The sequence below is a fragment of the Arthrobacter sp. AG1021 genome (assembly GCF_003633665.1).
In the GTDB taxonomy this organism is placed as follows: domain Bacteria; phylum Actinomycetota; class Actinomycetes; order Actinomycetales; family Micrococcaceae; genus Glutamicibacter; species Glutamicibacter soli.
The window spans coordinates 1,069,730-1,093,887 of the sequence record NZ_RBLB01000006.1; the positions used below are offsets into that span (position 1 = coordinate 1,069,730).

Consider the following 24,158-nt stretch of genomic DNA (forward strand, 5'->3'; position numbering starts at 1 on the left):
TGGCGGATTCTAGGCGTTGATCAGGCCCATTCCCAGCACGACGTACAAGCCCAGGCCCAGCAGGATGCGGTACCAGACGAAGACGCGGTAGGAGTGGTGCGAGACGAACTTCAGGAACCAGCCCACGATCAGGAAGCCGACCACGAAGGCCACCAAGGTGGCCAGGCCGGTCTGCGCCAGGGTGTAGACGCCGGGCTCGTCGAAGGACTTGGCCAGCTTGTACAGGCCCGAGGCGAACACCGCGGGGATGGCCAGCAGGAACGAATAGCGCGCCGCGGCCTCGCGGGTGTAGCCCATCAGCAGGCCGGCGGTGATGGTGCCGCCCGAGCGGGAGACGCCGGGGATCAGGGCCAGCGCCTGCGCTAAGCCGAACAGGATGCCGTGCTTCGGGGTCAGCGTGTCAAGGGTTCGCGTCTGGCGGCCGTAGTGATCGGCGATGGCCAGGATCAGGCCGAAGACCACCAGCGTGGTCGCAACGATCCACAGCGAACGGAAGTTGGTGTCGATGTAGTCTTCCAGCAGCAGGCCGAGCACCGCGATCGGGATCGAGCCGACGATGATCAGCCAGCCCATCTTCGCGTCGGGATCCGAGTGCGGGACCTTGCCGACCAGCGCCTTGCCCCAGGCGCCGATGATGCGCACGATGTCCCGCCAGAAGAAAACCACCACGGCGGTCTCCGTGCCCAGCTGGGTGATCGCGGTAAAGGCGGCGCCGGGATCCTGGGCGTTGGGAAGGATTTCGCCGACGATGCGCAGGTGGGCTGAGGACGAGATCGGGAGGAACTCTGTCAGGCCCTGGATGAGTCCAAGGAAAGCTGCTTCAAACCAATTCACCCCTCGACATTACTTCACCTGCCCGGCGCGCAGCGCACTGGAAACACCTGAGCGGGAAAAATTCATACCGTGGTCGTGCTCACTGGTCATCCGAAGGTATCGTGAACGGCAGAAGTTCGGAATACTGTTCGTATAGCGCATCTTCGTAGTCTTCGAAAGCATCGGCGAGCGACCCGAAAGCCGTATCAATGGCGGCATCGGCCGATCCCCTGCTTTGGGAAACCACAGCCAGGTGTTGCTCCAAATGCGCGATGAGCGCCTGCAGTGCGTAGCTCGGATCAGTACTCATGGCATCACGCTACAACGCAATCATTTATTCCGATAGGGGGTTCGATGCTTCAGGAAGTCATTAAGGCGCCGCTGCACCAGGAAAACGATTCTCGCTACGAATACATGGTGATCACCGCTTTTCCCGGCGAGTCCAAGCACGTCGCGCGCGCTGCGCTGCGCGAGCATGCTGACAACGGCAAGTGGGAACTGATGCGCACCTGCCGCTACGAGGGCGGTGCCTACAAGTACTGGCTGCGCCGCCGGGTCATGCGGATCCAGAGCACCCTGCCCCCGCTCCCCTAGCCGCATCAGCGCCGTTTTGCCGACTGCCGCGCGTCATGACTCCAGCGGCCCGACCAGCCAGCTGGCCACGGTATTGGCCGCGGATGCCGCATTCGACGGGTGGTACCAGCTGGCCTGCACGTCGCGGTACAGCCGCTCGAATTCGCTGCCCCGGAAGTACGCGCCGCCGCCGAGCAATTGCCCGGCGTCCTGGACGTTTTCCCGGGCAGTCTGCCCAGCCAGGGTGCGCAGCGTGACCAGCTTGGGGAACCAGGCCGCACCGTGGTCGACACCGGATTCCAGATCTCCGGCCACGGATCGCTGCAACGCGTCGAGGGCCAGCGACCGCATCGCGGCGTCGGCCAGGATTCCCCGGGCCCGCACGTCCTGCGAATACTTCACGCCGTCATGGTGCACCCGCTTGCCCAGGGAGTCCGTGGCGAGCTGCACCGCGCGCTCGGCGATGCCGACATACACGCTGGCGGTCAGGGTCAGGAAGGACGCGAAGATGCCGAAAACCAGCAGATCCGGGTTCGGGCCCACCGGCAGCCGGGAATGCACCCAGGCCTCCGGAGCGGTGGCCGACTCCAGCTTGGTGGTGTGCGACTGGCTCGCGCGCATGCCAAGCGTGTCCCAGTCCCCGAGCGAGCGCACGCCGGCCCCGCGCTCGACGAACGCGTGGACCAGCTCGCCGGAGACGGTGTCCTTGCCGAAAATCCCCAGACGCGTGAACGCCGGCGACAGCGAGGTGAAGATCTTGGTTCCCGTGAATGACACCGAGCCGTCGGAATGGGTCACCGCACTGGTTTTGGAATCGAAGAGCACCGCGTCGTTGCCCGGCTCCGAAATGCCGAACGCCATGACCTCGCCCTTGGCCACCCAGTCGATCACCATGTCCAGGCGGCGGTCGCCCCGGGCCGCGAGCAGGTGGGCCACCCCGGCCCAGACCTGGTGCATGTTCACCGCCAGCGCGGTGGCCGGGGCGGCCGAGGCCAGCCGCCTCTGCGCCAGGGCCAGCTGCTGGAAATCCCAGCCGAGCCCGCCGCGTTCGACCGGAACCAGCGCCCGCAGGTATCCCGCCGCGGCCAGCTCCTGGAAGTCCTCCTCCGCGAAGCTGTTCTCGGTGTCGTAGCCGGCCGCACGCTGGCGGAAACGCTCAAGCAGCTCGTCGCTGAGCACGGTTTCAATAGACAAGGTATTCCTCCTGTGAATCCGGTGGTCTGGAAATCTGGGTGTCAGTAGCTGCGCAGCAGGCTTTCAAGCACACGCACGCCGAACTTGACCGAGTCGACCGGAACCCGTTCGTCGACCCCGTGGAACATGCCGGTGAAATCGAGTTCGGCCGGAAGCTGCAGCGGCGCGAACCCGTAGCCGGTGATCCCCAGCTTTGCCAGCCATTTGTTGTCCGTTCCGCCGGAGAGCATGTACGGCAGCACCACCGCGTCCGGGTCCTCCGCCAGCAGCGATTCGACCATGGAGTCCACCAGCGAACCGGCGAAGGGGACCTCCAGCGAATCCTGCTCGTGCACCATGGACAGCTCGACGTGCTCCCCGGCGAGCTCCTTGATTTTCGCGACCGCCTGCTCGTGCTCGTCGGGCAGGGTACGGCAGTCGACCAGCGCTTCGGCATGGCCGGGGATCACATTGTGCTTGTAGCCGGCCTCCAGCGCCGAGGGGTTGGCGGTGTTCTGCAGCGTCGCGCCGACGAACCGGGAGACGTTGCCCATCGCTTCGAGCAGCGGGGCCGGGTCCTCCTCGGTGAATTCCAGGCCCGCGAGCTCGGCGACGTTTTCCATCAGCGCCCGGGTGGTTTTCGTATAGGACAGCGGCCACTGGTGGCCTCCGATGCGCGAAACCGCGTCGGCCAGGCGCGTCACCGGGTTCTCGGTATTGATCTGCGAACCGTGACCCGCGGTGCCGTGCGCGGTGAGCTTCAGCCAGGCGATGCCTTTCTCGGCGGTCTGCAGCATGTAGGCGCGGCGGCCATTGATCTCCACGGAGAAGCCGCCGACCTCGCTGATGGCTTCGGTGGCGCCGTCGAAGAGCTCCGGGTGGTTCTGGACCATCCATCCGGCCCCGTAGTCGCCGCCGGCTTCCTCATCGGCGAAAAACGCGATGACCAGGTCCCGCTGCGGGACGATCCGCTCCCGGCACAGGTGGCGGACGGCGGCGATGATCATGGCGTCCATGTTCTTCATGTCCACCGCCCCGCGGCCCCAGATCATGCCGTTGATGAGCTCGGCGCCGAACGGGTCCACGCTCCAGTCCTCGGCGATCGCCGGGACCACATCCAGGTGCCCGTGCACAACCAGCGCCGGAAGCGAGGAATCCGAGCCCTTGAGGCGCACCACCACATTCGCGCGTCCAGGCGCGGATTCATAAAGTTCCGGCCGCAGCCCGACCTCTTCGAGCAGCGAGACAACGTAGCGCGCCGCCTCCAGTTCGCCGGCCCCCTTGTTGCCGCCGTAGTTCGTGGTGTCGATCTGGATCAGTCGGCGGCAGAAGTCGACCGCTTCGTTCTCCATGAGTTCTACAGCTGCAGGCTTCGGCATGGAAGGCCTTCCTCTCGCGAACGGGTGCTTGTGGATTCAACACTAGTGCGCTAAACGATACGCGCAACAAATGACACCACGTCAGCCTAGCCATGAAGTTCCCGATAGGCCTGGATGGCCCCGGGGTGCAGCGGCTGCCCTGCGGTGCTGATCAGCGTCTGCGGGGTCAGGTATTGGATGCCGGCGCTGCCTGGCGGAATCAGCTCCTGGGCGCGTTCAACCAGCAGCATGACCACCTGCCCCGCGGTCTGCGCGGGAAAGCTGGCCGGCGCCATCAGCAGGTTCGCGACGCCCAGGCTCTGCGCCTGTCCAACGCCGGGATAGGTTCCGGCCGGGATCATCACCCGGTCGTAGAGGCCGGGATACCGCGACCGCAGCCCGGGCAGCACGGAGGACAGGCCGATGAGCCGCAGCTCCACCCGCGCGGCCAGCTCCGACACGGCACCCACGGGCATGCCGCCGAAGAGGAACAGCGCATCGATCCGGCCGGATTCCAGCGCCGCAAGCCCGTCGCCGTAGCCAAGCTTGGTTTCCCTCGGCGCATTTCCGCCCGACTTCAGCCCGGCTTCTTCCAAGATGCGCTGCCCGGTCACCCAGGTCCCTGATCCAGCCGCGCCAGTTCCCAGCCGGCGCCCGGCCAGGTCGGGCAGGGTGCGGATGGGAGCGTCGGCCCGCACGATGCAGTGGAAGTAGTTCTGGTACACGCGGCCCAGCGCCAGCGGATTGCCCTCATTGGCGGCAGCGCGGTACTGCGCCACGGTGTCGGCCAGTGCCAGCGAGAGCGAAGCCTCGTGCTCGGCCAGCAGGTGCAGGTTCTGCGCGCTGGCCTCGGTCTGCAGCGCGGACGAGTGCTCGGCGATGTTGGAGCGTACCAGCGCCTGCGAAAGCAGCGTGGCGAATTCGAAGTACATTCCGCCGCTTTCGCCGGCGGCGATGTCCAGCCGGTCATGGCGCGGTCCCGGAGTGCACCCTGCAAGCAACGCGGCGGCCGGGGCGGCCAGCGCGTAGCCCAGCACCGCGCGCCGGGTGGGAATTCCGCTCATCTCAAGCCTCCTGCGCTCCAGCATCGTCTTGGGTCCCGGCCAGCCGCAGCGTCACCTGCAGTCCCCCGCCCGCCGCAATTTCCAGAAGCAGCTCGCCGCCATTGGCCCGGACCAGCCGGTCGACGATCGCCATGCCCAGCCCGGTGCCCGGGGACTGCCGGGAGGTCTCGGCCCGCCAGAAGCGCTCGGTCGCGGCCTCCAGCTCGGCGGCCGGCAGGCCCGGCCCGTGGTCGCGGATGACCACGTCAACGACGCTCCCGCGGGCCGCCACCGAGAGGTCAACCTGGCTCCCGGAGGCGTACTTGAAGCAGTTTTCCAGCACCTCGGCGATCATCTGCTGCAGCTCGAATCCGTTGCACAACGCGCGGGCCGTCCGGCTGCCGGGAGCATCCAGGTCCAGCCGCAGCAGCATTCCGCGTTCCCGGGCCGCCGCGCTTTGGCGTTCGACCTCCTCGGTCAGCAGCCTGGCCGGGATCACGGTCCCGGCGTCGGCGCCGGCAGGGACTGCCCCGCCGGCGCTGCGCTCGGAGAGCCGGTGCTCGGCGCTGGCCAGGCGCAGCACCCCGTCCAGCAGCATTTCAACACGTTCAAGTTCGCGTTCCACAGCGGCGACTCCATCCGGGTCGGCCTTCTCCCCCAGCCGCATTTTCAGCAGGTCCACGCGCAGCCGCAGCGCGGCGATCGGGTTGCGCAGCTGGTGGGAGGTTTCGGCGATCAGCTCGCGTTGCTGGGCCAGGCTGTCGGTGACGATCTGCGCCATGTTCTCAAACGAGCGGGACAGCGCCCGCAGTTCCGGCGGGCCTGCTTCCTGCAGCGGGGCGGGGATCTGCGTGCTGGCCAGCTCGGCCACCGCGTCGCTCAGCCGGTGCACCGGCCGCAGCACCCAGGCGGTCAGCCGCTCGGCGAGCAGCAGCATGCCTGCGCAGACGCTCAGCGACACCAGCACCACTGCTCCCCAGCTCTGCAGGATCGCCTGCCGGGCATCGTCCAGGTTGACCTCCATGACCACCGAGCCCAGCACCTGGGTCGAGTTCCCGAACGGCCGGGCGATCAGGGCAGGTTCCTCGGAGAACGGGCTGATTTGGGGAATCCCGGTCTGGTCGAGGTTCAGGGCGGCACGGCGCCGCACTGCGTCGACCTGCGGATCCAGCGGGTCGACGCCGCCGGAAGTGAACTGCAGCCCGCCCAGGCTGATCAGCAGGCCCTCGTCGAACAGCTGCGAATACGCGTCCATTTCCAGCTGCAGTTCCTCGTGGTCGGTGGCATCCTGCGCGTGGGTGCCCAGCTCGACAAAGCGGTTCACCGAAGCCAGCCGGCTGAGCTGGACGTCCTGGGTGGTGTTCCGGCTGATGCTCTGCAGCATCAACGTGCCCAGGATGACGGCGATCAGGCACAGCAGCGAGCCGAGCACCCCCAGAACCCGCAGCCTCACGCGTCCACGGCCTCGATGCGGTAGCCGACCCCGCGCACGTTGACGATCATGCCCGGCCGGTCCAGCTTGGAGCGCAGCCCGGTCAGGTGGACGTCCAGGGAACGGGAGACCGCCATGAACGCGTCGCCCCACAGCGAATCCAGGATCTGCTCGCGGGTGACCACGGATCCTGCATGCTGGGCCAGCAGCGCCAGCAGGTCGAATTCCTTGGCGGTCAGCGACAGCTCGCGCCCGGCCAGGGCCGCTTCGCGCTTGCCGGTGTCCACCTGCAGGTCCCCGACGGCCAGGACACCCGCGTCGGGCGCTTGAACCCGGGAGCGGCGGGCGACAGCCTCGATGCGCGCCAGCAGGACGGCCAGCCCGATCGGCTTGACGAGGTAGTCGTCGGCACCCTGGCGCAGGCCGCGGACCACGCTGCGTTCGTCGTTGCGGGCGGTGAGGATCACGATGGGCACCTCGGTAACCTGGCGCAGCTTGCGCAGGACCTCCAGCCCATCCATGTCCGGCAGGCCCAGATCCAGCAGGATCAGCTGCGCCTGCTGATGCCGCAGCAGCGCGTCGGCACCGCGGGCCGCCCGGAACGCCTCGTGGCCGGCGGCGTTCACGGCATCGATCAGCGCCAGCGCGACGGCATCGTCATCTTCGACGACCATTAGGTGCACGGTGGTTCCTCGGATAAGTGGGCTCTGAATTGGTCAATTCTATCAGCCGGGGGCCTGCGTGTACTTTGCGTCACGTCCTTTCCTAAGGAAGTGTTAGTTCTTCGCGTCCAGCTTGGCCGTAACCGGCATCACTCCTAGATTTGGAGATGTTCTTCCAGCCCGCGGCCATTCAATGGTGAACTCCTGCCGCAGCGGCTGACCGAGGTGCCGGGCTGCGGTCCGGCAATGATCGACATTCGTAAAGGACTGGCTCACATGTCAGAAAGCACGCGATCGCTGAATGCGGATCTCGACGGCGGTTCACCGCCGAAATGGAAAATCGTCGGCCCCGGCCTGGTGGTCGCCGCCACCGGCGTGGGCGCGGCCGACATGGTCGCCACCCTCGTGGCCGGCAGCCAGTACGGCTACGCGCTGCTCTGGGCGGTCATCCTGGGCGTGATCCTGAAGATCGTGCTGGTCGAGGGCGCCGGACGCTACACGCTGGCCACCGGCAAAACCATCTTCGAGGGCTGGCGCACGCTGGGACGCTGGACCACCTGGTACTTCGGCCCCTACATCATCATCTGGGGCTTCGTCTACGGCGCCACCGCGATGAGCTCGGCGGCGATGCCGCTGGCGGCGCTGTTCCCCGCCATCGACCTGAAGATCTGGTCGGTGCTGATGGGCCTGGCAGGTTTCGCCATGGTCTGGTTCGGCAAGTACAACTTCTTCGAGAAGGTCACCGCGGTGCTGGTGGGCATCATGTTCGTCACCGTGGTCGGACTGGCCGTCATCGCCGCGCCGAACATCCCTGAGATGTTCTCCGGCCTGATCCCGATGATCCCCGAGGGCGGCATCGTCTACACCCTGGCGCTGGCCGGCGGCGTCGGCGGCACCATCACCCTGGCCGCCTACGGCTACTGGCTGCGTGAAAAGGGCTGGTACACCCCGAAGTGGATGCGCGTGATGCGCATCGACAACACCATGGCCTATGTCATGACCGGCATCTTCGTAATCGCCATGCTGATCGTCGGGGCCGAGGTGCTGCGCGCCGCGGGCGTCGCCATCTCCGGCGGCGACGAGGGCCTGCTGGAACTGGCCGACGTGCTGCGCGAGCGCTACGGCGTTGTGGTGGGCAACGGCTTCCTGGTCGGCTTCTGGGCCGCGTCCTTCTCCTCGATCATCGGCGTGTGGAACGGCGTCTCGCTGATGTTCGCGGACTTCTGGGGCCACATGCGCAAGAAGCCAGCGAACCACCCGGACACCATGACCGGCGGCAAGTACTTCAAGTTCTACGTGCTCTGGCTGACCTTCCCGCCGATGGTGCTGTTCCTGCTGGACAAGCCGATCGCCTTGATCCTGGCCTACGGCGTGCTCGGCGCCCTGTTCATGCCGTTCCTGGCCGTGACCCTGCTCGGCCTGCTCAACGGCAAGCGCGTGCCCAAGGAATGGGCCAACCGCTGGCACACCAACGGCGCGCTGGCCGTGACCGCGATCCTGTTCATCATCCTGGGTGGACAGCAGCTCTGGAAGTCTCTCTCGCCGCTCTTCGGCGGCTAGCTTCCAGTTTCCCCAGGCTGCCGAACCATGTGCCCCCAAGCATGGTTCGGCAGCCTTCTGTCTTAATCGACGGGCGCGCGATTGGGCCGGCGGGCCGTGAAACACCCAGAATGGATCCCATGGATATCAAGCATTTCGGAATTCTGGGGGCCGGCCGGGCCGGCACCGCGTTGGCGCGGGTCGCCGCGGCGCAAGGCCTTGAGGTCCAGATCGCCTCCACCCGAACGCCGAGCGCGATGAAATACCACCTGGCGCAGTACGCCACCAAGGCCCGGGCAGTTTCCGCCGAGGACGTGGCGCAAGGTGTGGACCTCGTGGTGCTCATGGTGCCCCAGGAGGAGCTGGAGGACGTCGACCCGAAGACGCTGGCCGGAACCATCCTGGTGGATGCCACCAACCGCTGGGAGGACGAACCGCTGCCGCAGTGGTTCGAGCATGGACTGGAATCCGGGCTTACCAGCAGCGAGGTCATCGCCGCCCGTTTCGCGGGCTGCCGCGTGGTCAAGGCGCTGAACCACATCAGCCACTGGGACCTGGATGCGGACAAGGCCTCCCGGCGCAGCGCCCAGCGCGCCCTGGGGGTCGCCTCGGACGATGCCGAAGCCGCCGAAGCGGTGGCGCAGCTGGTCCGCAAGCTCGGCTTCGCGCCGGTGATCCTCAAGAACCTGGCCGCCGGACGCATGCTGGAACCGCAGGGCCCGGTCTTCAACGAGGTGCTGGACGCCGAGAGCCTGCGCCGGCTGGTCGGGGCCGACGGGTAACCCAGCTGCTCGGACAAGACGGTTCCATCCAGCGGGACTGGGTCCCGCTGAGTCGAACGCGCACAGCTAATCTTCTGGTTACTTTTGGTCCGTTTCGAGAGGATGCCCACGCATGTCCGACACCAGCACGTTTAACATTTCAGCCAGCAGCATCGACAGCTGGGATTTCGAGGCCGACGTGGTCGTCGCCGGCTACGGCATCGCCGGGGTGAGCGCCGCCATCGAGGCCGCCCGCGCCGGATCCGAGGTGCTGGTGCTTGAGCGTTCAGGCGGCTGGGGCGGCGCCGCGTCCATGGCCGGCGGCTTCATCTACCTCGGCGGCGGCACTCCCCTGCAGCAGGCCCTGGGCTTCGAGGACACGACAGAGAACATGAAGGCCTTCATGAAGGCAGCGCTGGGCCCGGGGACCGACGATGCCAAGATCGACGCCTACTGCGAAGGCAGCGTGGAGCACTACAACTGGCTGGTGGACGCGGGCGTCGTCTTCAAGGAGTCCTTCTGGGGCCAGCCGGGCTGGGAGCCGCCCTACGACGACGGGCTGATGTACTCCGGGGGCGAGAACGCCGCCCCGTTCAGTTCCACGATTCCCCCGGCCCCGCGCGGGCACGTGCCGCAGATGTCCGGCAAGAAGACCGGCGAGCAGGGCGGCGGCTACATGCTCATGAAGCCGCTGGTCGACACCGCGCAGGCCCTGGGCGTGCGCGCCGAATACGATCTGCGCGTCCAGTGCCTGGTCATCGATCAGGACGGGCGCGTGGTGGGCGTCGGGGCCAAGCGCTACGGCGAGGACGTCTTCGTGTTGGCTCGCCAAGGCGTGGTCCTGGCGATGGGCAGCTTCGTCTACAACGATCAGATGGTCCGCGCCAACGCCCCGCGCATCCTTGGCCGCCCGGCCGCATCCATCGAGGCGCACGACGGGCGCGCCATCGCGATGGGCCAGTCGATCGGCGCCGCCACCGCCCACATGGACGCCACCGAGGTGGCGTTCTTCTGCGATCCGCAGCTGCTGGTGCGCGGCATCCTGGTCAACGGCCGAGGCCAGCGCTACATCACCGAGGACACCTACCCGGGCCGGATCGGCCAGGCGACGCTGTTCCACCAGGAGAACCAGGCGTTCCTGGTCATCGACGAGGCCGCCTTCGAGGAAGGCTCAGCCAGCGAGACCTCCAGCCCGGAGCTGCTGATGCAGCCGAGCTGGGTGGCCGAGTCCGCCGCTGAGCTGGAAGCCGAGATGGGACTGCCCGCGGGCAGCCTGCAGGCCACCATCGAGCAGTACAACCGGTTCGCAGTGCAGGGCACTGATCCCCTGCTGGGCAAGAACCAGAAGTGGGTCAAGCCGCTGCAGGGCGCACTGGCCGCGATCGACCTGCGCGGCCGCACCGGAGGATTCACCCTGGGTGGGCTGCAGACCGATGCCGACTCACGGGTCCTGCACGTTTCGGGCGCACCGATCCCGGGACTTTTCGCGGCGGGTCGTTGCACCTCGGGAGTCTGCGCCGGAGGCTACGCCAGTGGCACGAGCCTGGGCGATGGAAGCTTCTTCGGCCGCCGCGCCGGAATCAGCGCGGCCCAGGAAACGAGCGTTCAGAATGAATTGGCGGCCGCCCAGGGCGGCAAGGCCTGATTCTTGAGAAGTTCGCGAATCGGGTTTGCACCCCGCGTGGCACCATCGCTTCTGAAGCACGTCCGGCCCGGGAACGCGCCCGGGCCAGACACCGTTTCTTGCCTATAAGCCCCGTTCGGGGCATATAAAAAATCCCCGGTTGACCGAAGTCAACCGGGGATTTACCTGTGCGCGAAAGGGGACTTGAACCCCTACCCTCTATTCGAGGACCAGCACCTCAAGCTGGCGCGTCTACCTATTCCGCCACCCGCGCAGGTTGTCTGTTGTTCGCGTTGTTATCGCTGGCAACGAAGTAAAACTTTACCACCGCTTTCGCATGAATTCCAATCGGGCGCCAGCCGGCCCGAAGAGGCCGAAACTCCCGGAATTTCGCGGAATAAACGGGGTTGAGTAGGCAGTTTCAGCGATCGCGGCGCAAATTCGTGTCAAGGGTCACAACATTTTGGCCGGAATTAACAGTTTTCCGCTCCTGCGGACGTAAGCTGGCAGCGATTCCGGCAATCCACCACACTTGGGCCCAGGAGCGAGCGACATGAGCGGTCACCACGACAAGCCAGCCATGCCCGATGTCTCGGGCATGCTCCCCCTGGACGATGGGCACCAGATGTATTGGGAGCAATGGGGCAATCCCGACGGCCAACCGGTGATGTACCTCCACGGCGGCCCGGGCGGAACGCTGGGCGCGAGCGGCTATCGCCACCGCTGGGACCTGGGACGAACCCGGCTCGTCGCTTTCGAGCAACGCGGCTGCGGCAGGTCAACTCCCTCCGCCGCCAATCCCCTGGTGCCGCTCTTGGACTTCACCATGGCGAAGCTCATCAGCGACATCGAAAGGCTGCGCAGGTCGTTGGGCATCAAGCAATGGGTACTCAACGGCGTCTCGTGGGGATCCACCCTCGCGCTGTCCTACGCGCAGGCCCATCCCGAACGGGTGTCGGGCCTCGTGCTTTTCGCGGTCACTTCCACCAGCGAGGCTGAAGTCCGCTGGATCACCGAGACGGTCGGTGCGGTCTTTCCCGAGGCCTGGGACGAGTTCGCGAGCTTCGCCGAAATCCACCATCCCTCCTACACCCGCGGCTCCGGCCGCATCGTCAAGGCCTACGCCGACCTGCTGGCCTCACCCGACGGGCAGCTGCGCGACGCGGCTTCGCAAGCCTGGGCGCTGTGGGAGGATACGCATGTTTCCCTGGGCCGGGATCCGGTGGTGCGCGACCCGCGCTGGGACGATGCCCGCTTCCGCCAGGCCTTCGCCAGGCTCACCACGCATTTCTGGTCGCACGCGGGATTCAACGACCCGCCACTGCTGGAGCGGATGGACCGCATCGAGCACCTCCCGGGGATCCTGGTCCACGGCAGGCAGGACGTGTCAGGCCCGCTGCGCACCGCGTGGGAGCTGCACCGGCGCTGGCCCGGCTCGCAGCTGGTGATCTGCGAGCACGACGGGCACGGCGGGGAGCAGATGACGGCTCACTGGGAGTCCGCCAACAACACGATGCTCGATCGGCTCAGTTGATAGCATCAAGGGTGGGCCGCTGCCGCGGCCTGTTCGTTCATTAGAAAATCCGGAGCCCTCCGATGCGCATTGCCATGCTCTCCTTGCACACCTCCCCCATGCAGCAACCCGGGTCGGGCGATGCCGGCGGCATGAACGTGTACATCCAGAATCTGTCCTTCGCGCTGGGCGCGCTAGGACACGAGGTGCACATGATCACGCGCACCGCCGCGGACTCCGAATCCCGGCAGGTCGCCGAGGGCGTGTGGATGCACCAGGTGCAGATCGCCGCGCACCAGCAGCTGGACAAGGAAGACCTGCCGCAGATCATCGACCCGGCCGCGACCGCAATCTCCGCGCACCTGCACGGCCTGGACATCGACATCATCCACGCCCACTACTGGCTCTCGGGCATGGTGGGGCTGCAGCTGGCCCGCGAGTTCTCCGCCCCGCTGATCGTCTCGATGCACACCTCGGCCGCCGCAAAGGAATTCGAATCCGGCATCGAGGAGCCCGGGCCGCGCAAGGAGGCCGAGAAGCAGCTGCTGGCCGAGGCCTCGCGCGTCATCGCCAACACCCCGGTGGAGGCCCGCCAGCTGGCCCGCTTCTATGAGGTGGACCGGCAGAAGCTGGACGTGGTGCTGCCCGGGGTGAACCACCGCATCTTCCACCCCGAGCAGGACAAGCTCTGCCGCCCGCTGGGCCCCGACGACCTGCACCTGGTCTACGCCGGACGCCTGCAGCCGCTCAAGGGCGCGCACGTGATGCTGGAGGCGATGGGCCGGGCCCGGCGCAGCCATCCGCAGCTGCGCATCACCGCCTCGCTGTTCGGGGCGCGCTCCGGCAGCGCCGACTACGACCTGCAGGCGCTGGTGCAGCGAGAGGGCCTGGACGACCTGGTGCGCTTCTTCGGTCCGCTGAAGCCACAGCAGCTGGCGGCGGTCTTCGCCAATGCCGACGTGGTCGCCGTGCCCTCGCTGTCTGAGACCTTCGGCCTGGTCGCCGCCGAGGCCCAGGCCTGCGGCACCCCGGTGCTGGCCAACGCGGTTGGCGGGCTGGGCTACGCGGTGCGCGACGGCTACTCCGGATGGCTCATGCCTGAACCGGACCCGCAGCTGTGGGCGCAGAAGCTCGTCGAGCTGGCCGAGAATCCGCGGATGGTCACCCAGGCCGGGCACGACGCGCTGGAGCATTCGGGCGAGTTCACCTGGGAGCGGGCCGCGGTGGCCTCGCTGGCCAGCTACCGCATGGCGCAAAGCGCCCTGATCGGCTGAGCCCCCGCACAAGCAGCGTTGGCGCAGGACCGTAGAGGTCCTGCGCCAACGCTGCTTGTCTTAGGCCTGCGTTTGTAGCGTGAGCTCGAAGTGCGGTTTGCCCTTGCGGGGGCTCCACGCCGCCACCTCGAAGCCCGCCTCGGTGCGGGTGAAGGCCAGATCGACGCTGGCCGGCAGCACCACCGGGGTCTTGAACTCGATGCTCCAGCGGTACTCGCCCGCCGCCGGCTCGATGCCGGACAGCGCGCGGGCGGCCAGGTAGATGCCGTGGGCGATGGCCCGCGGCATGCCCAGCGCCTTGGCGCTCAGCGCGGAAAGGTGGATCGGGTTGTAGTCCCCCGCCACCGCCGCCCAGCGCCGCCCGGTCCCGGCATCCAGCGTCCAGGACGCGGTGCGCTGCGGCGGAACGAAGGCAGCATGCACCGATTTCTCCGGCACGGCGCCTTCGAGCTTCACGCCCTTGGCCAGGAAGGTGCTGCGCAGCTCCATCCGCTGTTGCCCGTCCACCACGATGCGCACCACCAGGTCGAAGGCCGCGCCCTTGGGATGGGCGGCCAGGTTCTCGCTGCGCACCTCCACGTCGAAGGCCTCGTCCTCGGCCAGCGGCCGGCGCACTGCCACCTGGTTGCGCAGGTGGATCATGCCCAGCAGCGGCAGCGGGAAGTCGCCTCGCAGCATCAGCGACATGGCCAGCGGGAAGGCCAGCGAATGCACGTAGAGGCTGGGCAGCACCCCGTTGGCCGGGGCGCCGACCGCGCGGCGGAACGCATCCAGGCCGCCGGGGTCGGCCGCGGCCGAGCGGTGGACCAGCACCGTGGAGGGCAGCACCGGATTGCGCCCCTTGCGGCCCAAGGTCTTCACCGCCTTGGCGTATACCGAGCCCATGGACGGGATCTGCTCGACCAGTTCGGCGCCCATCTAGGCACCCACCAGCGACTGCCCGCACACGCGCAGCACCTGGCCGTTCAGGCCGGCGGCGGCGTCCGAGCTGAGGAAGGAGATCGCCTCGGCGACGTCCTGCGGCAGCCCGCCCTGCATCAGCGAGGGCAGCACCATGCGCGCCACGGTGCGGGTGCCCAGCGGGATCTTGGCGGTCATCTCGGTTTCGATGAAGCCCGGGGCCACCGCGGCGATGGAGCCGCCCTGCTCGGCGAACAGCTTGGCGCTGGAGCGCACCATGCCGATCACCCCGCCCTTGGAGGCGGCGTAGTTGGTCTGCCCGCGGTTTCCGGCGATGCCGGAGGTGGAGGCCAGCGAGACCACGCGCAGCCCCGGCAGCTTGGCGGCGAGGAACGCCTCGTTCATGCGCAGCTGCGAGGCGATGTTCACCGCGATCACCGAATCCCAGCGGGCCGCGTCCATGTTGGCCAGCAGCTTGTCGCGGGTGATGCCTGCGTTGTGCACGACGATGTCCAGCGAACCGTGGCGGCCGATGGCGTGGTCCATGATCTGCTGCGCGGCGTCCTTCGCGGTGACGTCCAGCTGCAGGGTGGTCGCGCCGATCTGGTTGGCTACCGCGGCCAGCGCCTCGCCGGCGGCGGGCATGTCCACCACCACCAGCTGGGCGCCGTCGCGGGCCAGGGTGCGGGCGATCGAGGCGCCGATGCCGCGCGCGGCGCCGGTGACCACGGCGACCTTGCCGGCCAGCGGCTTGCGGAAGTCGGCAGGCAGCTCGCCGTCGGTGCTGCGCACGGTGAGGAACTGCCCGTCCACGTAGGCGCTGCGTCCGGAGAAGAAGAAGCGCAGCGCGCCCAGGGTTCCGGGGCTGAGCAGGTCGGTGCCCTCGGTGAGCACGATGCCGTTGGCGGTGGCCCCGCCGCGCATTTCGCGGCCCAAGGAGCGCATGGCGCCGTCGATGCCCTGGCGCACCGCAGCCAGGGCCGGGGCGTCGGTGTCCAGCGCCGGGCGGGAAATCGAGACCACGCGGGCCCCGGGCACCAGCTTGCGCAGCGCCGCGCCGGCGGCGAGCATGAGCGGCGAGAGCTGCTCGGGGTGGGTGAGCTCGTCCAGCAGCAGCACCAGCCCGCCCAGCTTCGCGTCCCCGGCGTCGTGGCGGCGCACGTCCAGGTCCCAGCCCATCAGCGTGTCGCTCAGTTCCTGGGCCCGGGCCGAGCTGCCCAGCACCAGCACCGGGCCGGGCAGCAGCGGGGTGGTTTCCCCGTAGCGGCGCAGCCGCGGCGGGCGCGGCAGGCCCAGCAGCTTCGCGAGCTTCTTGGTCATGCCGGTGTTGACCAGTTCCATGTACTTGTCTGCCATTACTTGCGTGCCTCCACGATCGCGACGACTCCCTGGCCTCCGGCGGCGCACACGGAAACCAGTGCGCGGCCGCTGCCCTTTTCTGCCAGCATCTTGGCGGTGCTGGCGATGATGCGCCCGCCGGTGGCGGCGAACGGGTGCCCGGCCGCCAGCGAGGAGCCGTTCACGTTCAGCTTGCCCCGGTCGATGGCCCCCAGCGGCGCATCCAGTCCCAGCTTCTCACGGCAGAACGTATCGTCCTCCCAGGCGGCCAGCGTGGCGAGCACGGTGCCGGCGAAGGCCTCGTGGATCTCGTAGAAGTCGAAGTCCTGCAGGGCCAGGTTGTTGCGCTCCAGCAGTCGGGCGGTGGCGTAGGCAGGGGCCATGAGCAGGCCCTCGGCGCCGTGCACGAAGTCCACCGCGGCGGCCTCGAAGTCCACGAAGTTCGCCAGCATCGGCAGATCGTGCGCGGCGGCGAATTCCTCGCTGCCCAGCAGCACCGTGGAGGCGCCGTCGGTCAGCGGGGTGGAGTTGCCGGCGGTCATGGTGGCCGCCTCGCCCAGGTTCTTGCCGAAGGCGGGCTTGAGCTTGGCCAGCTTCTCAAGGGTGGAGTCGGCGCGCAGGTTGTTGTCGCGCGAAAGCCCCTTGAACGGGGTCAGCAGGTCGTTGAAGAAGCCGCGATCGTAGGCGGCGGCCAGGTTCAGGTGGCTTGCCAGCGCCAGCTCGTCCTGGGCTTCGCGGGTGATGTTCCAGGCCTTGGTGGTCAACGCCTGGTGGTCGCCCATGGACAACCCGGTGCGCGGCTCGCCGGTGCCCGGGGCGCTGGGCGCCAGGTGCGAGGGGCGGATCTTGGCCAGCGCCGCCAGCTTGGCCTTGGTGGACCTGGCGCGGGAGAGCTCCAACAGGATGCCGCGCAGCGATTCGGAGACCGCGATCGGCGCATCGGAGGTGGTGTCCACGCCGCCGCCGATGCCGGATTCGATCTGGCCCAGCTTGATCTTGTTCGCCAGCGAACCGATGGCCTCCATGCCGGTGGCGCAGGCCATCTGCACGTCGTAGGCAGGGGTGGCAGGGTCCAGCGAGCTGCCCAGCACGGATTCGCGGACCAGGTTGAAGTCCTTGGAGTGCTTGAGCACCGCGCCGGCGGCGACGGCGCCGAGGCGCTGCCCCTGCAGCCCGAAGCGCGCCACCAGGCCTTCCAGCGCGGCGGTGAACATGTCCTGGTTGGAGGCGTTGACGTAGGCGGTGTTTGACCGGGCGAACGGGATGCGGTTGCCACCGATGATCACGGCATTGCGCACTGAGGGCTGGCTCATCTGGGTTGAACTCCTAAAGGGAATTTGATGTGACAGGTATTACTGTAACCAAGAGTACATGATACTGTGAGTAACGTGAACAAGATCACCGAAGTATTCGACCCGGCAGCCGACGGCCGCGCCTCCCGCTGGGAGGCCCACCGCACCGCCCGCCACGAGGAGCTGCTCAAGCTCGCCCGCAAGGCGGTGCACCAGCTCGGCCCGCAGGTTTCCATCCAGGAGATCGCAAACCACGCCAAGACCTCCAAGCCGGTCTACTACCGCTACTTCGGGGACAAGGAAGGGCTGCGCCAGGCGCTGGGCGCGATGGTCATCAACGACTTCCGCCAGCGGGTGATCGCCGCGGGCCTGGCCAAGCAGGACGAGGCCAGCGCGCTGCACGCGATGGTCACCGCCTACCTGGAACTGGCGGCGAACTCCCCCAACCTCTACTTCTTCGTCACCGCAGTCCCCCGGGACTCCGGTGCCACCGACGACGCCTCCGGCGCGCTGAACGACTTCTTCGAGGAGATCAGCTCGCTGATCGCCCAGCGGCTGACCGGACTGCCGGCCGCCGCCGGCGCCACCGCGATCAGCCTCTGGCCACGCGCGGCGCTGGGCATGGTGCGCGCCGCCGGCGAGCAGTGGCTGCGCCTGCCCGAGAGCGGCGGCAAACCCAGCTTGGCCGCACTGGCCGACGAACTGAGCCGCTGGCTGGTCCACGGCATCGCCGCCCGCTAGCAACCATCCCGACACCCAACCCGTCAACATTGTGCAGTGAACGAAAGGTACCGACATGAGTGAGACCCGCATCGACGTCAAGGCCCTGGCCGAGCAGCTGCTCGGCCCCTACGCCGAGGTCCGCAAGGCCTCGCGCGCCCGCGCCGCCCGCCCCGAGCTGCAGCGCGACCCCTCGCTGCCGATGGACGCGCACCGCGCCCGCGTGCTTCAGCAGCTGGGCATCCTGGTCCAGGAGCAGGCGGTGCAGCGCGCCTTCCCGGCACAGTTCGGCGGCCACGACGACCACGGCGGCTCGCTGGCCTCTTTCGAGGAACTGGTTGCCGCCGACCCGTCGCTGCAGATCAAGGCAGGCGTGCAGTGGGGCCTGTTCGCGGGGGCGATCCTGCACCTGGGCACCGCGGAGCACCACGCCAAGTGGCTGCCGGACGCCATGAGCCTGAAGACCCCCGGCGCCTTCGCGATGACCGAGATCGGCCACGGCTCGGACGTCGCAGCCGTCGCCACCACCGCCACCTATGACGAGGACACCGAGGAATTCGTCATCCACACCCCGTTCAAGGCCGCCTGGAAGGAATTCCTGGGCAACGCGGCGCTGCACGGCAAGGCAGCCACCGTCTTCGCCCAGCTGATCACCAAGGGCGTGAACCACGGCGTGCATTGCTTCTATGTGCCGATCCGCGATCAGGACGGGCAGTTCCTGGACGGCGTCGGCGGCGAGGACGACGGCCTGAAGGGCGGGCTGAACGGCATCGACAACGGCCGGCTGCACTTCACCAACGTGCGTGTGCCGCGCACCAACCTGCTCAACCGCTACGGCGACGTCGCCGCCGACGGCAGCTACAGCTCCCCGATCGCCTCCCCGGGCCGCCGCTTCTTCACCATGCTCGGCACCCTGGTCCAGGGCCGCGTCTCGCTGGACGGCGCCGCCACCAGCGCCTCGAAGATCGCCCTGCAGATCGCGGTGACCTACGCGAACCAGCGCCGCCAGTTCAACTCCACCTCGGACACCGAGGAGACCACGCTGCTCGACTACCAGCGCCACCAGCGCCGCCTGCTCACGCGTGTGGCCCGCACCTATGCCTCCTCCTTCGCGCACGACGACCTGCTGGACAAGTTCGACGCGGTCTTCTCCGGCCGCGAGGACACCGACGAGGACCGGCAGGACCTGGAGACCCTGGCCGCGGCGCTGAAGCCGCTGAGCACCTGGGACGCGCTGGACACCATCCAGGAATCGCGCGAGGCCTGCGGCGGCTCGGGCTACATGGCCAAGAACCGCTTCAACCAGCTCTACAACGACCTGGACATCTACGTCACCTTCGAGGGCGACAACAACGTGCTGCTGCAGCTGGTGGGCAAGCGCCTGCTCACCGACTACGCCTCGGAGTTCCGCAAGCTGGATACCGGCGCGGTGGCCCGCTACGTGGCCAAACAGGTCGGCAGCACCGCCCTGCACCGCTTCGGGCTGCGCGGCGTGGGCCAGTCCTTCGCCGACGTGAGCGACGAGCGCAAGAGCGCGAACTTCTTCAAGGACCCCGCCAACCAGCGCGCGCTGCTCACCGAGCGCATCAACGCCAAGGTCGTCGAGGTCGCCGGCGCGCTGCGCGCCGCGGGCAAGGACCCGGTGAAGGCGGCCAATGCCTTCAACGAGAACCAGGACCTGCTCATCTCCGCAGCCCGCGACCACGGACAGCTGCTGCGCTGGGAGGCCTTCACCGCCGCCCTGGCCAAGATCCAGGATCCGGCCACCAAGGAGGTGCTGACCTGGCTGCGCGACGTCTTCGCGCTGACCGTGATCGAGGACGACCTGGGCTGGTTCCTGGCCAACGGGCGCCTGTCCATGCAGCGTGCCCGCACCCTGCCCGAGTACGTCAACCGGCTGCTCGCCCGACTGCGCCCGCACGCCCAGGACCTGGTCGACGCTTTCGGCTACACCCAGGAGCACCTGCGCGCGGAGATCTCCTCCGGAATCGAGGCCCAGCGCCAGGACGAAGCGATGGAATACTTCCGCCGCCTGCGCGCCAGCGACAACGCCCCGGTCAGCGAGAAGTCCCTGCGCAAGAGCGGCGCCAAGGCCTAGCCTGAACCGCCGAACCGCGTGAATGCCTGCGGGCCCCGCCGTCCTCCCGGATGGCGGGGCCCGCAAGTGCTTAGGGGTACGTGTAGCGCCTGCCAAGCAGCCAACCGACGTCGGACGTTACTTCAAGCAGGTATTAGGCGGGCAGAAAGAAGACCGATATCCAATATGCCTGTCGAGGCGCTAACTCCGGAAAGAATTCCTCTCGGCTCTTTGCGCCATGGCTCCTGGATGAGGAAGCGAGACCCCTCAAACTAGGACAGCTCGTGGAATTGCGGCTCGAAACCGGTTGACGTAGTACTAGCTGGCTCGATGCAAAACCTGACGGCGTTCACGATCGACGAATCCCGCAGTCTTCTTTTGGCCGTACTTGTCTTCGTATTTGAGCATGATCTTTTCTGCCAGCTCTTTTTCGAAATCCGAAATCGGTTCGGCCTGACCTGACTGAATTCGCTGGCTCAGAAAGCCTATTTCGCTAGATCGCATAGTCATCATCTGCCTCACGTTCATTATCGCCTGCTGCCTCTTCATCGTCTACAACCGATCCCGAACCTTGCAGGACCACTTGGTACATTAACTCTTCCAAGACAGGACCATGCTTCCCAAGCAGCACGTCGATGAAGCTAAGTCCGACTATGCGCTTGGCGCTCGAATCCGACACAGCCATGTCGATTGCCCATTCAACTTGTTTTCTGGCGCTTTCTTCCGCCGCTGTTGCCTTCGTGACACTGGAGCAGTAAACCGTTGCCGCGTACGCGACACTCGCGGCCGCCACTGCGAAGATGCCTGCAGCTGGCGGCCCAGACCAAAATGACCGCCAGAAAGAATCATCCAGAACAAATGGCGGCAGCTACCTTGCCAGGGCAAAACCAAAAAATGAAAGCCAGCAAAGACAGGACGAATGGAATTCTCTTAACCCGACCGAAGTGCTGGGGGACGCTTCTAATCATTCTCAGGATGAATCCGCACTGTCGGCTGTACTGCCAAAGTTGCAGCGATAGCCGAGTCCATGGCAATACCGTATTCCATGGAACCTAGAATTTGTCTGCATATCGGTGTAACGAGATTGGGCCAGAAATTTATCATCCCGCGCATCGCTAATGGGAATATCGACCACAAATACCGGAAAGCAGAAGCGCTAATCCGCTGAGCACGCTATATCTTAGGCGGCTCAACAGGAACCGTCTCCAGGAGGTGCTATTGCTGGACCGTATCTAGGCCGTTGATTGGACGAATGATCCAGGCTTCCTGAGTGCGATACATGGTAGTTCTTTGGACCATCGCGGGTGATGCCCAAAAGGGACTGTGCTTCCACTGAGATCCAGAAATACCAGAAAGCGAACTTCCACCACAGCAGGTCGGCTGTTGATTGCTGCCGCCCAAGGAAAGGCGGCAATGCCACGCCAACGCGTCGAGGAGCAGAGCCTCGATGCTTTGAATTGTTGAAGCTTGTTAACTGCAGCTCGGGCAATCCCGAAGTAGTCTTTGAAAAGATATTCACCGCATAGGACGTCGCCCTACGATAGTCGTTGCGCCAACGCGATGATCAACCCCTCGGGACCACGGATGTAGGCCATGGACCAGATGCCCTCGTATTCGCCGATGCCCCCGATCAGCCCGTAGCCGCGTTCCTGCAGCCGGCCCACCAGCAGGGGCAGGTCCTCCACTTCGAAGGCCAGGCTGCGCAGACCCAGTTCGTTGGCCATCGCCCGAGGCTGCCCGGGCCCCGGCGCCGGGCGGTCGAAGCTGGACAGCTCGATGCAGACTTCGGTTCCTGGCACCGCGAGCATCACGATATTGGTGCGCGAATCCGGGATGCCGCAGACGGTGTCGAGGAACTCCCCCTCCATGCCTTCCTGGCTTCCCTGGACCTCCAGGCCCAGCTCCACGAAGAACTCGGTCACCGCTTCCAGGTTCGACACCGTGACGCCGACATGGTCGAACCTCTTGATCTGGGGCATTGGTGCATGGCTCATGGCTCTTCCCTCTCCACGGGGTTTCCGGTACTTTAGGCGCAGGTTATTGCGCCTCATGCTACGCCCGCGGTGCGACGGGTCCAAGCAGATTCGGCGGCTCCCAGACGAGAAACAGGCAGGCAGAATGAGCATCGAGATCTTTCCGGCGGATGCCGAGCCGTTGAACGACATCCGGCAGATTTTCGGCATGACCGGCGATCCTTCCTGGTGCAAGTGCCAGTACTTTATCGACGAGAACTGGAACCAGGGCGCCGATGCCAACGACTTGGCGCTGCAGACGCAGGTCTGCACCCAGGAGGTCCCGGCCGGTCTGGTGGCCTACGCGGACGGCGAGCCCGCCGGTTGGGTGCAGGTCGGGCCGAGCACGCGCTATCCCCGATTCAAGCCGCGGGGCCACCAGGCGGCGCACTCAATCTGGGCGCTGACCTGCTTCGTGGTCCGCGACGGCTACCGGAAACGCGGGGTTGCCCGCGAACTGCTGCGCGCGGCGATCGGGCATGCGCGGGATGCCGGGGCCGAGTTCCTGCGCGCCCGCCCCACCGACACGGCGATCAATGCGAAAAACAGCGCCGGGCTGTTCACCGGCGTGCTCAGCAGCTTCCGGGCCGAAGGTTTCGAGATTGTGAACCGCAACCACAGCATGACGCTGGTCCAGCTTCGCCTCGCGGCCGAACCCACGTAGGCTGACCTCGACAGCCGCGGTGGTCACCCGCGTGGTTCGACAACGAAGAGGCTCCCCATGAATCCCCAACCGGAAATGGTTCGTTCGCGGCAGCTGGCTTGGCTCGGCGTCGGGGCGGCACTGCTTTCCATGTTCACCACGAGCTCGGCAGTCCTGCAGTTCATCTGCCTGACCCTGGGCGCCATTCTGTTCATCATGTCCGCCCAACGGCTCCCCGCAGACACCGGCGCCAAGGGATTGCCTTCCCGCAAGGCGCTGATCGTGCTGCTGGGTATCGCCGCCGCCTCGTTTGTGCTGCGCTTCGTGCTGCTGCTGGCGGTTTCCACGCCTGCGCCCTACGCCGACTACATGCCGGAGACCGGGCCGCGGGCAACCCAGTTCATCGCCGCGAATACGACGTTCTTCTACCTTTTCTCGGTGCTGGTGATGTTCGGGGCCACGCTCGGCGCAGCGTTGGCTCTGTTCGGCCGCAAGCAGCGCGCCGCCTGAGCAATTCAGCCGCTAAGTAGCAGGCTGCGGCCGATAGAAGACGAAGGCGAGCAGCCCGGCCAGGGCCGCCAGTCCCAGGGTGGGGGCCATCAGCGCAGGATCCATGATCACGCGCGTCGGGTCCGGAACATGCAGCTGGGAGGCGATCAGCGTCAGGTGCATCGCGTTGACGCCCAGCGAGAAGAACACCCCGAGGCCTACCCCGACCCTGGCCAGCAGCGCGGAGGCTGCCTGGCGGGCCATGGCCAGTCCGCAGACCAGGGCGCACAACACGATGGCAGTGGCTGAAAGCAGCAGGTTGATCCCGAACAGCGGTTCGAAGCCGCCGGCGATATTCTGCTCGTTCCACTGCGTGGCCAGTTCCTCCGGCAGCCGTTCGGCGGACATCACCGACCACAGGCTGATCCCTGCGGAGACCAGGGCGGTGCCGGCAACGGTCCCCCAGCCCCAGGAGCGGTCGTAGCCGCGCAGGTCCCACTTGGCCACTACGATTCCCCTTTCACCCGGTCCGCAGGCAGCGGCGCGAGGAATTCAAGCCGGTTGCCGAAGGGGTCGCGCGTATGGAAGCGCTCATAGCCTTCAAAGCTGGTGCGCTCGCTGAAATCCACCGGGCAGCCCAGCGCGCGGATGCGGTCGGCCAGGGCCTCCAGCTCCGCGCGGCCGGCCACCAGCAGTGCCGGGTGCGCCTTTGCAGGCGGCTCGAACCCCGGGTCGACACCCAGGTGCAGTTCGGCGCTGACCGCGCCGCCGTCGAAGGCGCGGAACCAGCACCCGCCACGGCCGCGCAGAGCCTCCGGTTTGGGCACCTCGGTGAATTCCAACGCGCCGGCGTAGAACTCGCGGGCGAGCTGCTCGCTACCGGGCTGCATCGACAGCTGCACGTGGTGGAGTTTCATCGGTG

General features: G+C 66.9%; 26 protein-coding genes and 1 tRNA gene. 11 read left to right on the forward strand and 16 right to left on the reverse strand.

Translation table 11 applies throughout. The annotated features are described in order from the left end of the window. Nucleotides 1–9 precede the first annotated feature (9 nt). Complete coding sequence (locus tag DFO58_RS05220) at nucleotides 10–834, reverse strand: undecaprenyl-diphosphate phosphatase (RefSeq protein WP_113606235.1); 825 nt, start codon at nucleotides 832–834, stop codon at nucleotides 10–12. Between the two features lie 79 nt (nucleotides 835–913). Next, the gene (locus DFO58_RS05225; RefSeq protein ID WP_047119094.1) at nucleotides 914–1,123 is read right to left on the reverse strand and encodes a hypothetical protein; all 210 of its coding nucleotides are present in this window, start codon (nucleotides 1,121–1,123) and stop codon (nucleotides 914–916) included. A 44-nt stretch (nucleotides 1,124–1,167) separates the two neighbouring features. On the opposite strand from DFO58_RS05225, the gene DFO58_RS05230 reads away from it, so the two are divergent. Next, nucleotides 1,168–1,407: a DUF5703 family protein gene (locus DFO58_RS05230; protein WP_047119093.1), complete on the forward strand. Its 240-nt coding sequence runs from the start codon at nucleotides 1,168–1,170 to the stop codon at nucleotides 1,405–1,407. A 33-nt stretch (nucleotides 1,408–1,440) separates the two neighbouring features. Here DFO58_RS05230 and DFO58_RS05235 read toward each other — a convergent pair whose 3' ends face one another. The 5 genes from DFO58_RS05235 to DFO58_RS05255 all read right to left on the reverse strand — a co-directional run bounded on the left by DFO58_RS05235 (nucleotide 1,441) and on the right by DFO58_RS05255 (nucleotide 7,075). Next, nucleotides 1,441–2,580 (reverse strand): acyl-CoA dehydrogenase family protein, encoded by a 1,140-nt coding sequence (locus DFO58_RS05235; protein WP_047119092.1) that lies wholly within the window; start codon nucleotides 2,578–2,580, stop codon nucleotides 1,441–1,443. A 41-nt stretch (nucleotides 2,581–2,621) separates the two neighbouring features. Continuing rightward, nucleotides 2,622–3,938: a M20/M25/M40 family metallo-hydrolase gene (locus tag DFO58_RS05240; RefSeq protein ID WP_120989442.1), complete on the reverse strand. Its 1,317-nt coding sequence runs from the start codon at nucleotides 3,936–3,938 to the stop codon at nucleotides 2,622–2,624. A gap of 86 nt (nucleotides 3,939–4,024) precedes the next feature. Next, nucleotides 4,025–4,981: a TAXI family TRAP transporter solute-binding subunit gene (locus DFO58_RS05245; RefSeq protein ID WP_183043101.1), complete on the reverse strand. Its 957-nt coding sequence runs from the start codon at nucleotides 4,979–4,981 to the stop codon at nucleotides 4,025–4,027. Nucleotide 4,982: 1 nt separating this feature from the next. Beyond that, on the reverse strand, nucleotides 4,983–6,413 hold the full coding sequence (locus tag DFO58_RS05250) for a HAMP domain-containing sensor histidine kinase (protein ID WP_120989444.1): 1,431 nt from the start codon (nucleotides 6,411–6,413) through the stop codon (nucleotides 4,983–4,985). Then, nucleotides 6,410–7,075 (reverse strand): response regulator transcription factor, encoded by a 666-nt coding sequence (locus DFO58_RS05255; RefSeq protein WP_047119088.1) that lies wholly within the window; start codon nucleotides 7,073–7,075, stop codon nucleotides 6,410–6,412. The genes DFO58_RS05250 and DFO58_RS05255 overlap by 4 nt, the downstream gene beginning before the upstream one ends. A gap of 255 nt (nucleotides 7,076–7,330) precedes the next feature. On the opposite strand from DFO58_RS05255, the gene DFO58_RS05260 reads away from it, so the two are divergent. From DFO58_RS05260 to DFO58_RS05270, 3 genes are all read left to right on the forward strand, one after another. Further along, nucleotides 7,331–8,614, forward strand: coding sequence for an Nramp family divalent metal transporter (locus DFO58_RS05260; RefSeq protein ID WP_053798056.1), 1,284 nt, complete (start codon nucleotides 7,331–7,333; stop codon nucleotides 8,612–8,614). A gap of 119 nt (nucleotides 8,615–8,733) precedes the next feature. Continuing rightward, on the forward strand, nucleotides 8,734–9,375 hold the full coding sequence (locus DFO58_RS05265; RefSeq protein ID WP_120989445.1) for an NAD(P)-binding domain-containing protein: 642 nt from the start codon (nucleotides 8,734–8,736) through the stop codon (nucleotides 9,373–9,375). Between the two features lie 112 nt (nucleotides 9,376–9,487). Next, nucleotides 9,488–10,999 carry an FAD-dependent oxidoreductase gene (locus DFO58_RS05270; protein WP_120989447.1) on the forward strand — a complete coding sequence of 504 codons (1,512 nt, stop codon included), beginning with the start codon at nucleotides 9,488–9,490 and terminating at the stop codon, nucleotides 10,997–10,999. 168 nt (nucleotides 11,000–11,167) lie between these two features. Here the strand turns inward: DFO58_RS05270 and DFO58_RS05275 are convergent. Beyond that, nucleotides 11,168–11,252, reverse strand: a tRNA-Leu gene (locus DFO58_RS05275). Nucleotides 11,253–11,531: 279 nt separating this feature from the next. On the opposite strand from DFO58_RS05275, the gene pip reads away from it, so the two are divergent. Then, entirely contained in the window at nucleotides 11,532–12,512 is a 981-nt protein-coding gene (pip, locus tag DFO58_RS05280; RefSeq protein WP_286163486.1) for a prolyl aminopeptidase, read from the forward strand. A 62-nt stretch (nucleotides 12,513–12,574) separates the two neighbouring features. After that, nucleotides 12,575–13,765: a glycosyltransferase gene (locus DFO58_RS05285; protein ID WP_120989449.1), complete on the forward strand. Its 1,191-nt coding sequence runs from the start codon at nucleotides 12,575–12,577 to the stop codon at nucleotides 13,763–13,765. Between the two features lie 60 nt (nucleotides 13,766–13,825). On the opposite strand, the gene DFO58_RS05290 is transcribed toward DFO58_RS05285, so the two are convergent. The 3 genes from DFO58_RS05290 to DFO58_RS05300 are packed head-to-tail and all read right to left on the reverse strand — an operon-like array spanning nucleotide 13,826 to nucleotide 17,316. Next, nucleotides 13,826–14,683, reverse strand: coding sequence for a MaoC/PaaZ C-terminal domain-containing protein (locus DFO58_RS05290; protein ID WP_120989451.1), 858 nt, complete (start codon nucleotides 14,681–14,683; stop codon nucleotides 13,826–13,828). Then, a complete protein-coding gene (locus DFO58_RS05295; protein WP_047119081.1) occupies nucleotides 14,684–16,021 on the reverse strand; it encodes a 3-oxoacyl-ACP reductase in 1,338 nt (445 codons plus the stop codon). Beyond that, the gene (locus tag DFO58_RS05300) at nucleotides 16,021–17,316 is read right to left on the reverse strand and encodes an acetyl-CoA C-acetyltransferase (protein WP_120989453.1); all 1,296 of its coding nucleotides are present in this window, start codon (nucleotides 17,314–17,316) and stop codon (nucleotides 16,021–16,023) included. Before DFO58_RS05300 ends, DFO58_RS05295 begins: the two co-directional genes overlap by 1 nt. Nucleotides 17,317–17,382: 66 nt before the next feature. Between DFO58_RS05300 and DFO58_RS05305 the strand changes: the two genes are divergently transcribed. Further along, nucleotides 17,383–18,036, forward strand: a complete 654-nt coding sequence (locus DFO58_RS05305; RefSeq protein WP_286163487.1) for a TetR/AcrR family transcriptional regulator — start codon at nucleotides 17,383–17,385, stop codon at nucleotides 18,034–18,036. 55 nt (nucleotides 18,037–18,091) lie between these two features. Beyond that, nucleotides 18,092–20,113, forward strand: coding sequence for an acyl-CoA dehydrogenase (locus tag DFO58_RS05310; RefSeq protein ID WP_120989457.1), 2,022 nt, complete (start codon nucleotides 18,092–18,094; stop codon nucleotides 20,111–20,113). Nucleotides 20,114–20,410: 297 nt separating this feature from the next. Here the strand turns inward: DFO58_RS05310 and DFO58_RS05315 are convergent, their stop codons facing one another. Together DFO58_RS05315 and DFO58_RS18135 are read right to left on the reverse strand one after the other, a co-directional pair. Further along, complete coding sequence (locus DFO58_RS05315) at nucleotides 20,411–20,614, reverse strand: hypothetical protein (protein WP_147407188.1); 204 nt, start codon at nucleotides 20,612–20,614, stop codon at nucleotides 20,411–20,413. Then, a complete protein-coding gene (locus DFO58_RS18135; protein ID WP_147407189.1) occupies nucleotides 20,586–20,885 on the reverse strand; it encodes a hypothetical protein in 300 nt (99 codons plus the stop codon). Before DFO58_RS18135 ends, DFO58_RS05315 begins: the two co-directional genes overlap by 29 nt. 7 nt (nucleotides 20,886–20,892) lie before the next feature. Here DFO58_RS18135 and DFO58_RS18140 point away from each other — a divergent pair, with 7 nt between their 5' ends. Further along, complete coding sequence (locus DFO58_RS18140; RefSeq protein WP_146955786.1) at nucleotides 20,893–21,111, forward strand: hypothetical protein; 219 nt, start codon at nucleotides 20,893–20,895, stop codon at nucleotides 21,109–21,111. Nucleotides 21,112–21,627: 516 nt separating this feature from the next. Here DFO58_RS18140 and DFO58_RS05320 read toward each other — a convergent pair. Further along, on the reverse strand, nucleotides 21,628–22,086 hold the full coding sequence (locus DFO58_RS05320; RefSeq protein ID WP_244910768.1) for a VOC family protein: 459 nt from the start codon (nucleotides 22,084–22,086) through the stop codon (nucleotides 21,628–21,630). Nucleotides 22,087–22,210: 124 nt separating this feature from the next. On the opposite strand from DFO58_RS05320, the gene DFO58_RS05325 reads away from it, so the two are divergent. Beyond that, entirely contained in the window at nucleotides 22,211–22,768 is a 558-nt protein-coding gene (locus tag DFO58_RS05325; protein ID WP_183043102.1) for a GNAT family N-acetyltransferase, read from the forward strand. Nucleotides 22,769–22,825: 57 nt separating this feature from the next. Continuing rightward, on the forward strand, nucleotides 22,826–23,257 hold the full coding sequence (locus tag DFO58_RS05330) for a hypothetical protein (RefSeq protein WP_120989461.1): 432 nt from the start codon (nucleotides 22,826–22,828) through the stop codon (nucleotides 23,255–23,257). 12 nt (nucleotides 23,258–23,269) lie between these two features. On the opposite strand, the gene DFO58_RS05335 is transcribed toward DFO58_RS05330, so the two are convergent. Next, complete coding sequence (locus DFO58_RS05335; RefSeq protein WP_120989463.1) at nucleotides 23,270–23,743, reverse strand: hypothetical protein; 474 nt, start codon at nucleotides 23,741–23,743, stop codon at nucleotides 23,270–23,272. After that, the gene (locus DFO58_RS05340) at nucleotides 23,743–24,153 is read right to left on the reverse strand and encodes a VOC family protein (protein ID WP_120989464.1); all 411 of its coding nucleotides are present in this window, start codon (nucleotides 24,151–24,153) and stop codon (nucleotides 23,743–23,745) included. The genes DFO58_RS05335 and DFO58_RS05340 overlap by 1 nt, the downstream gene beginning before the upstream one ends. Between the last annotated feature and the right edge of the window lie 5 nt (nucleotides 24,154–24,158).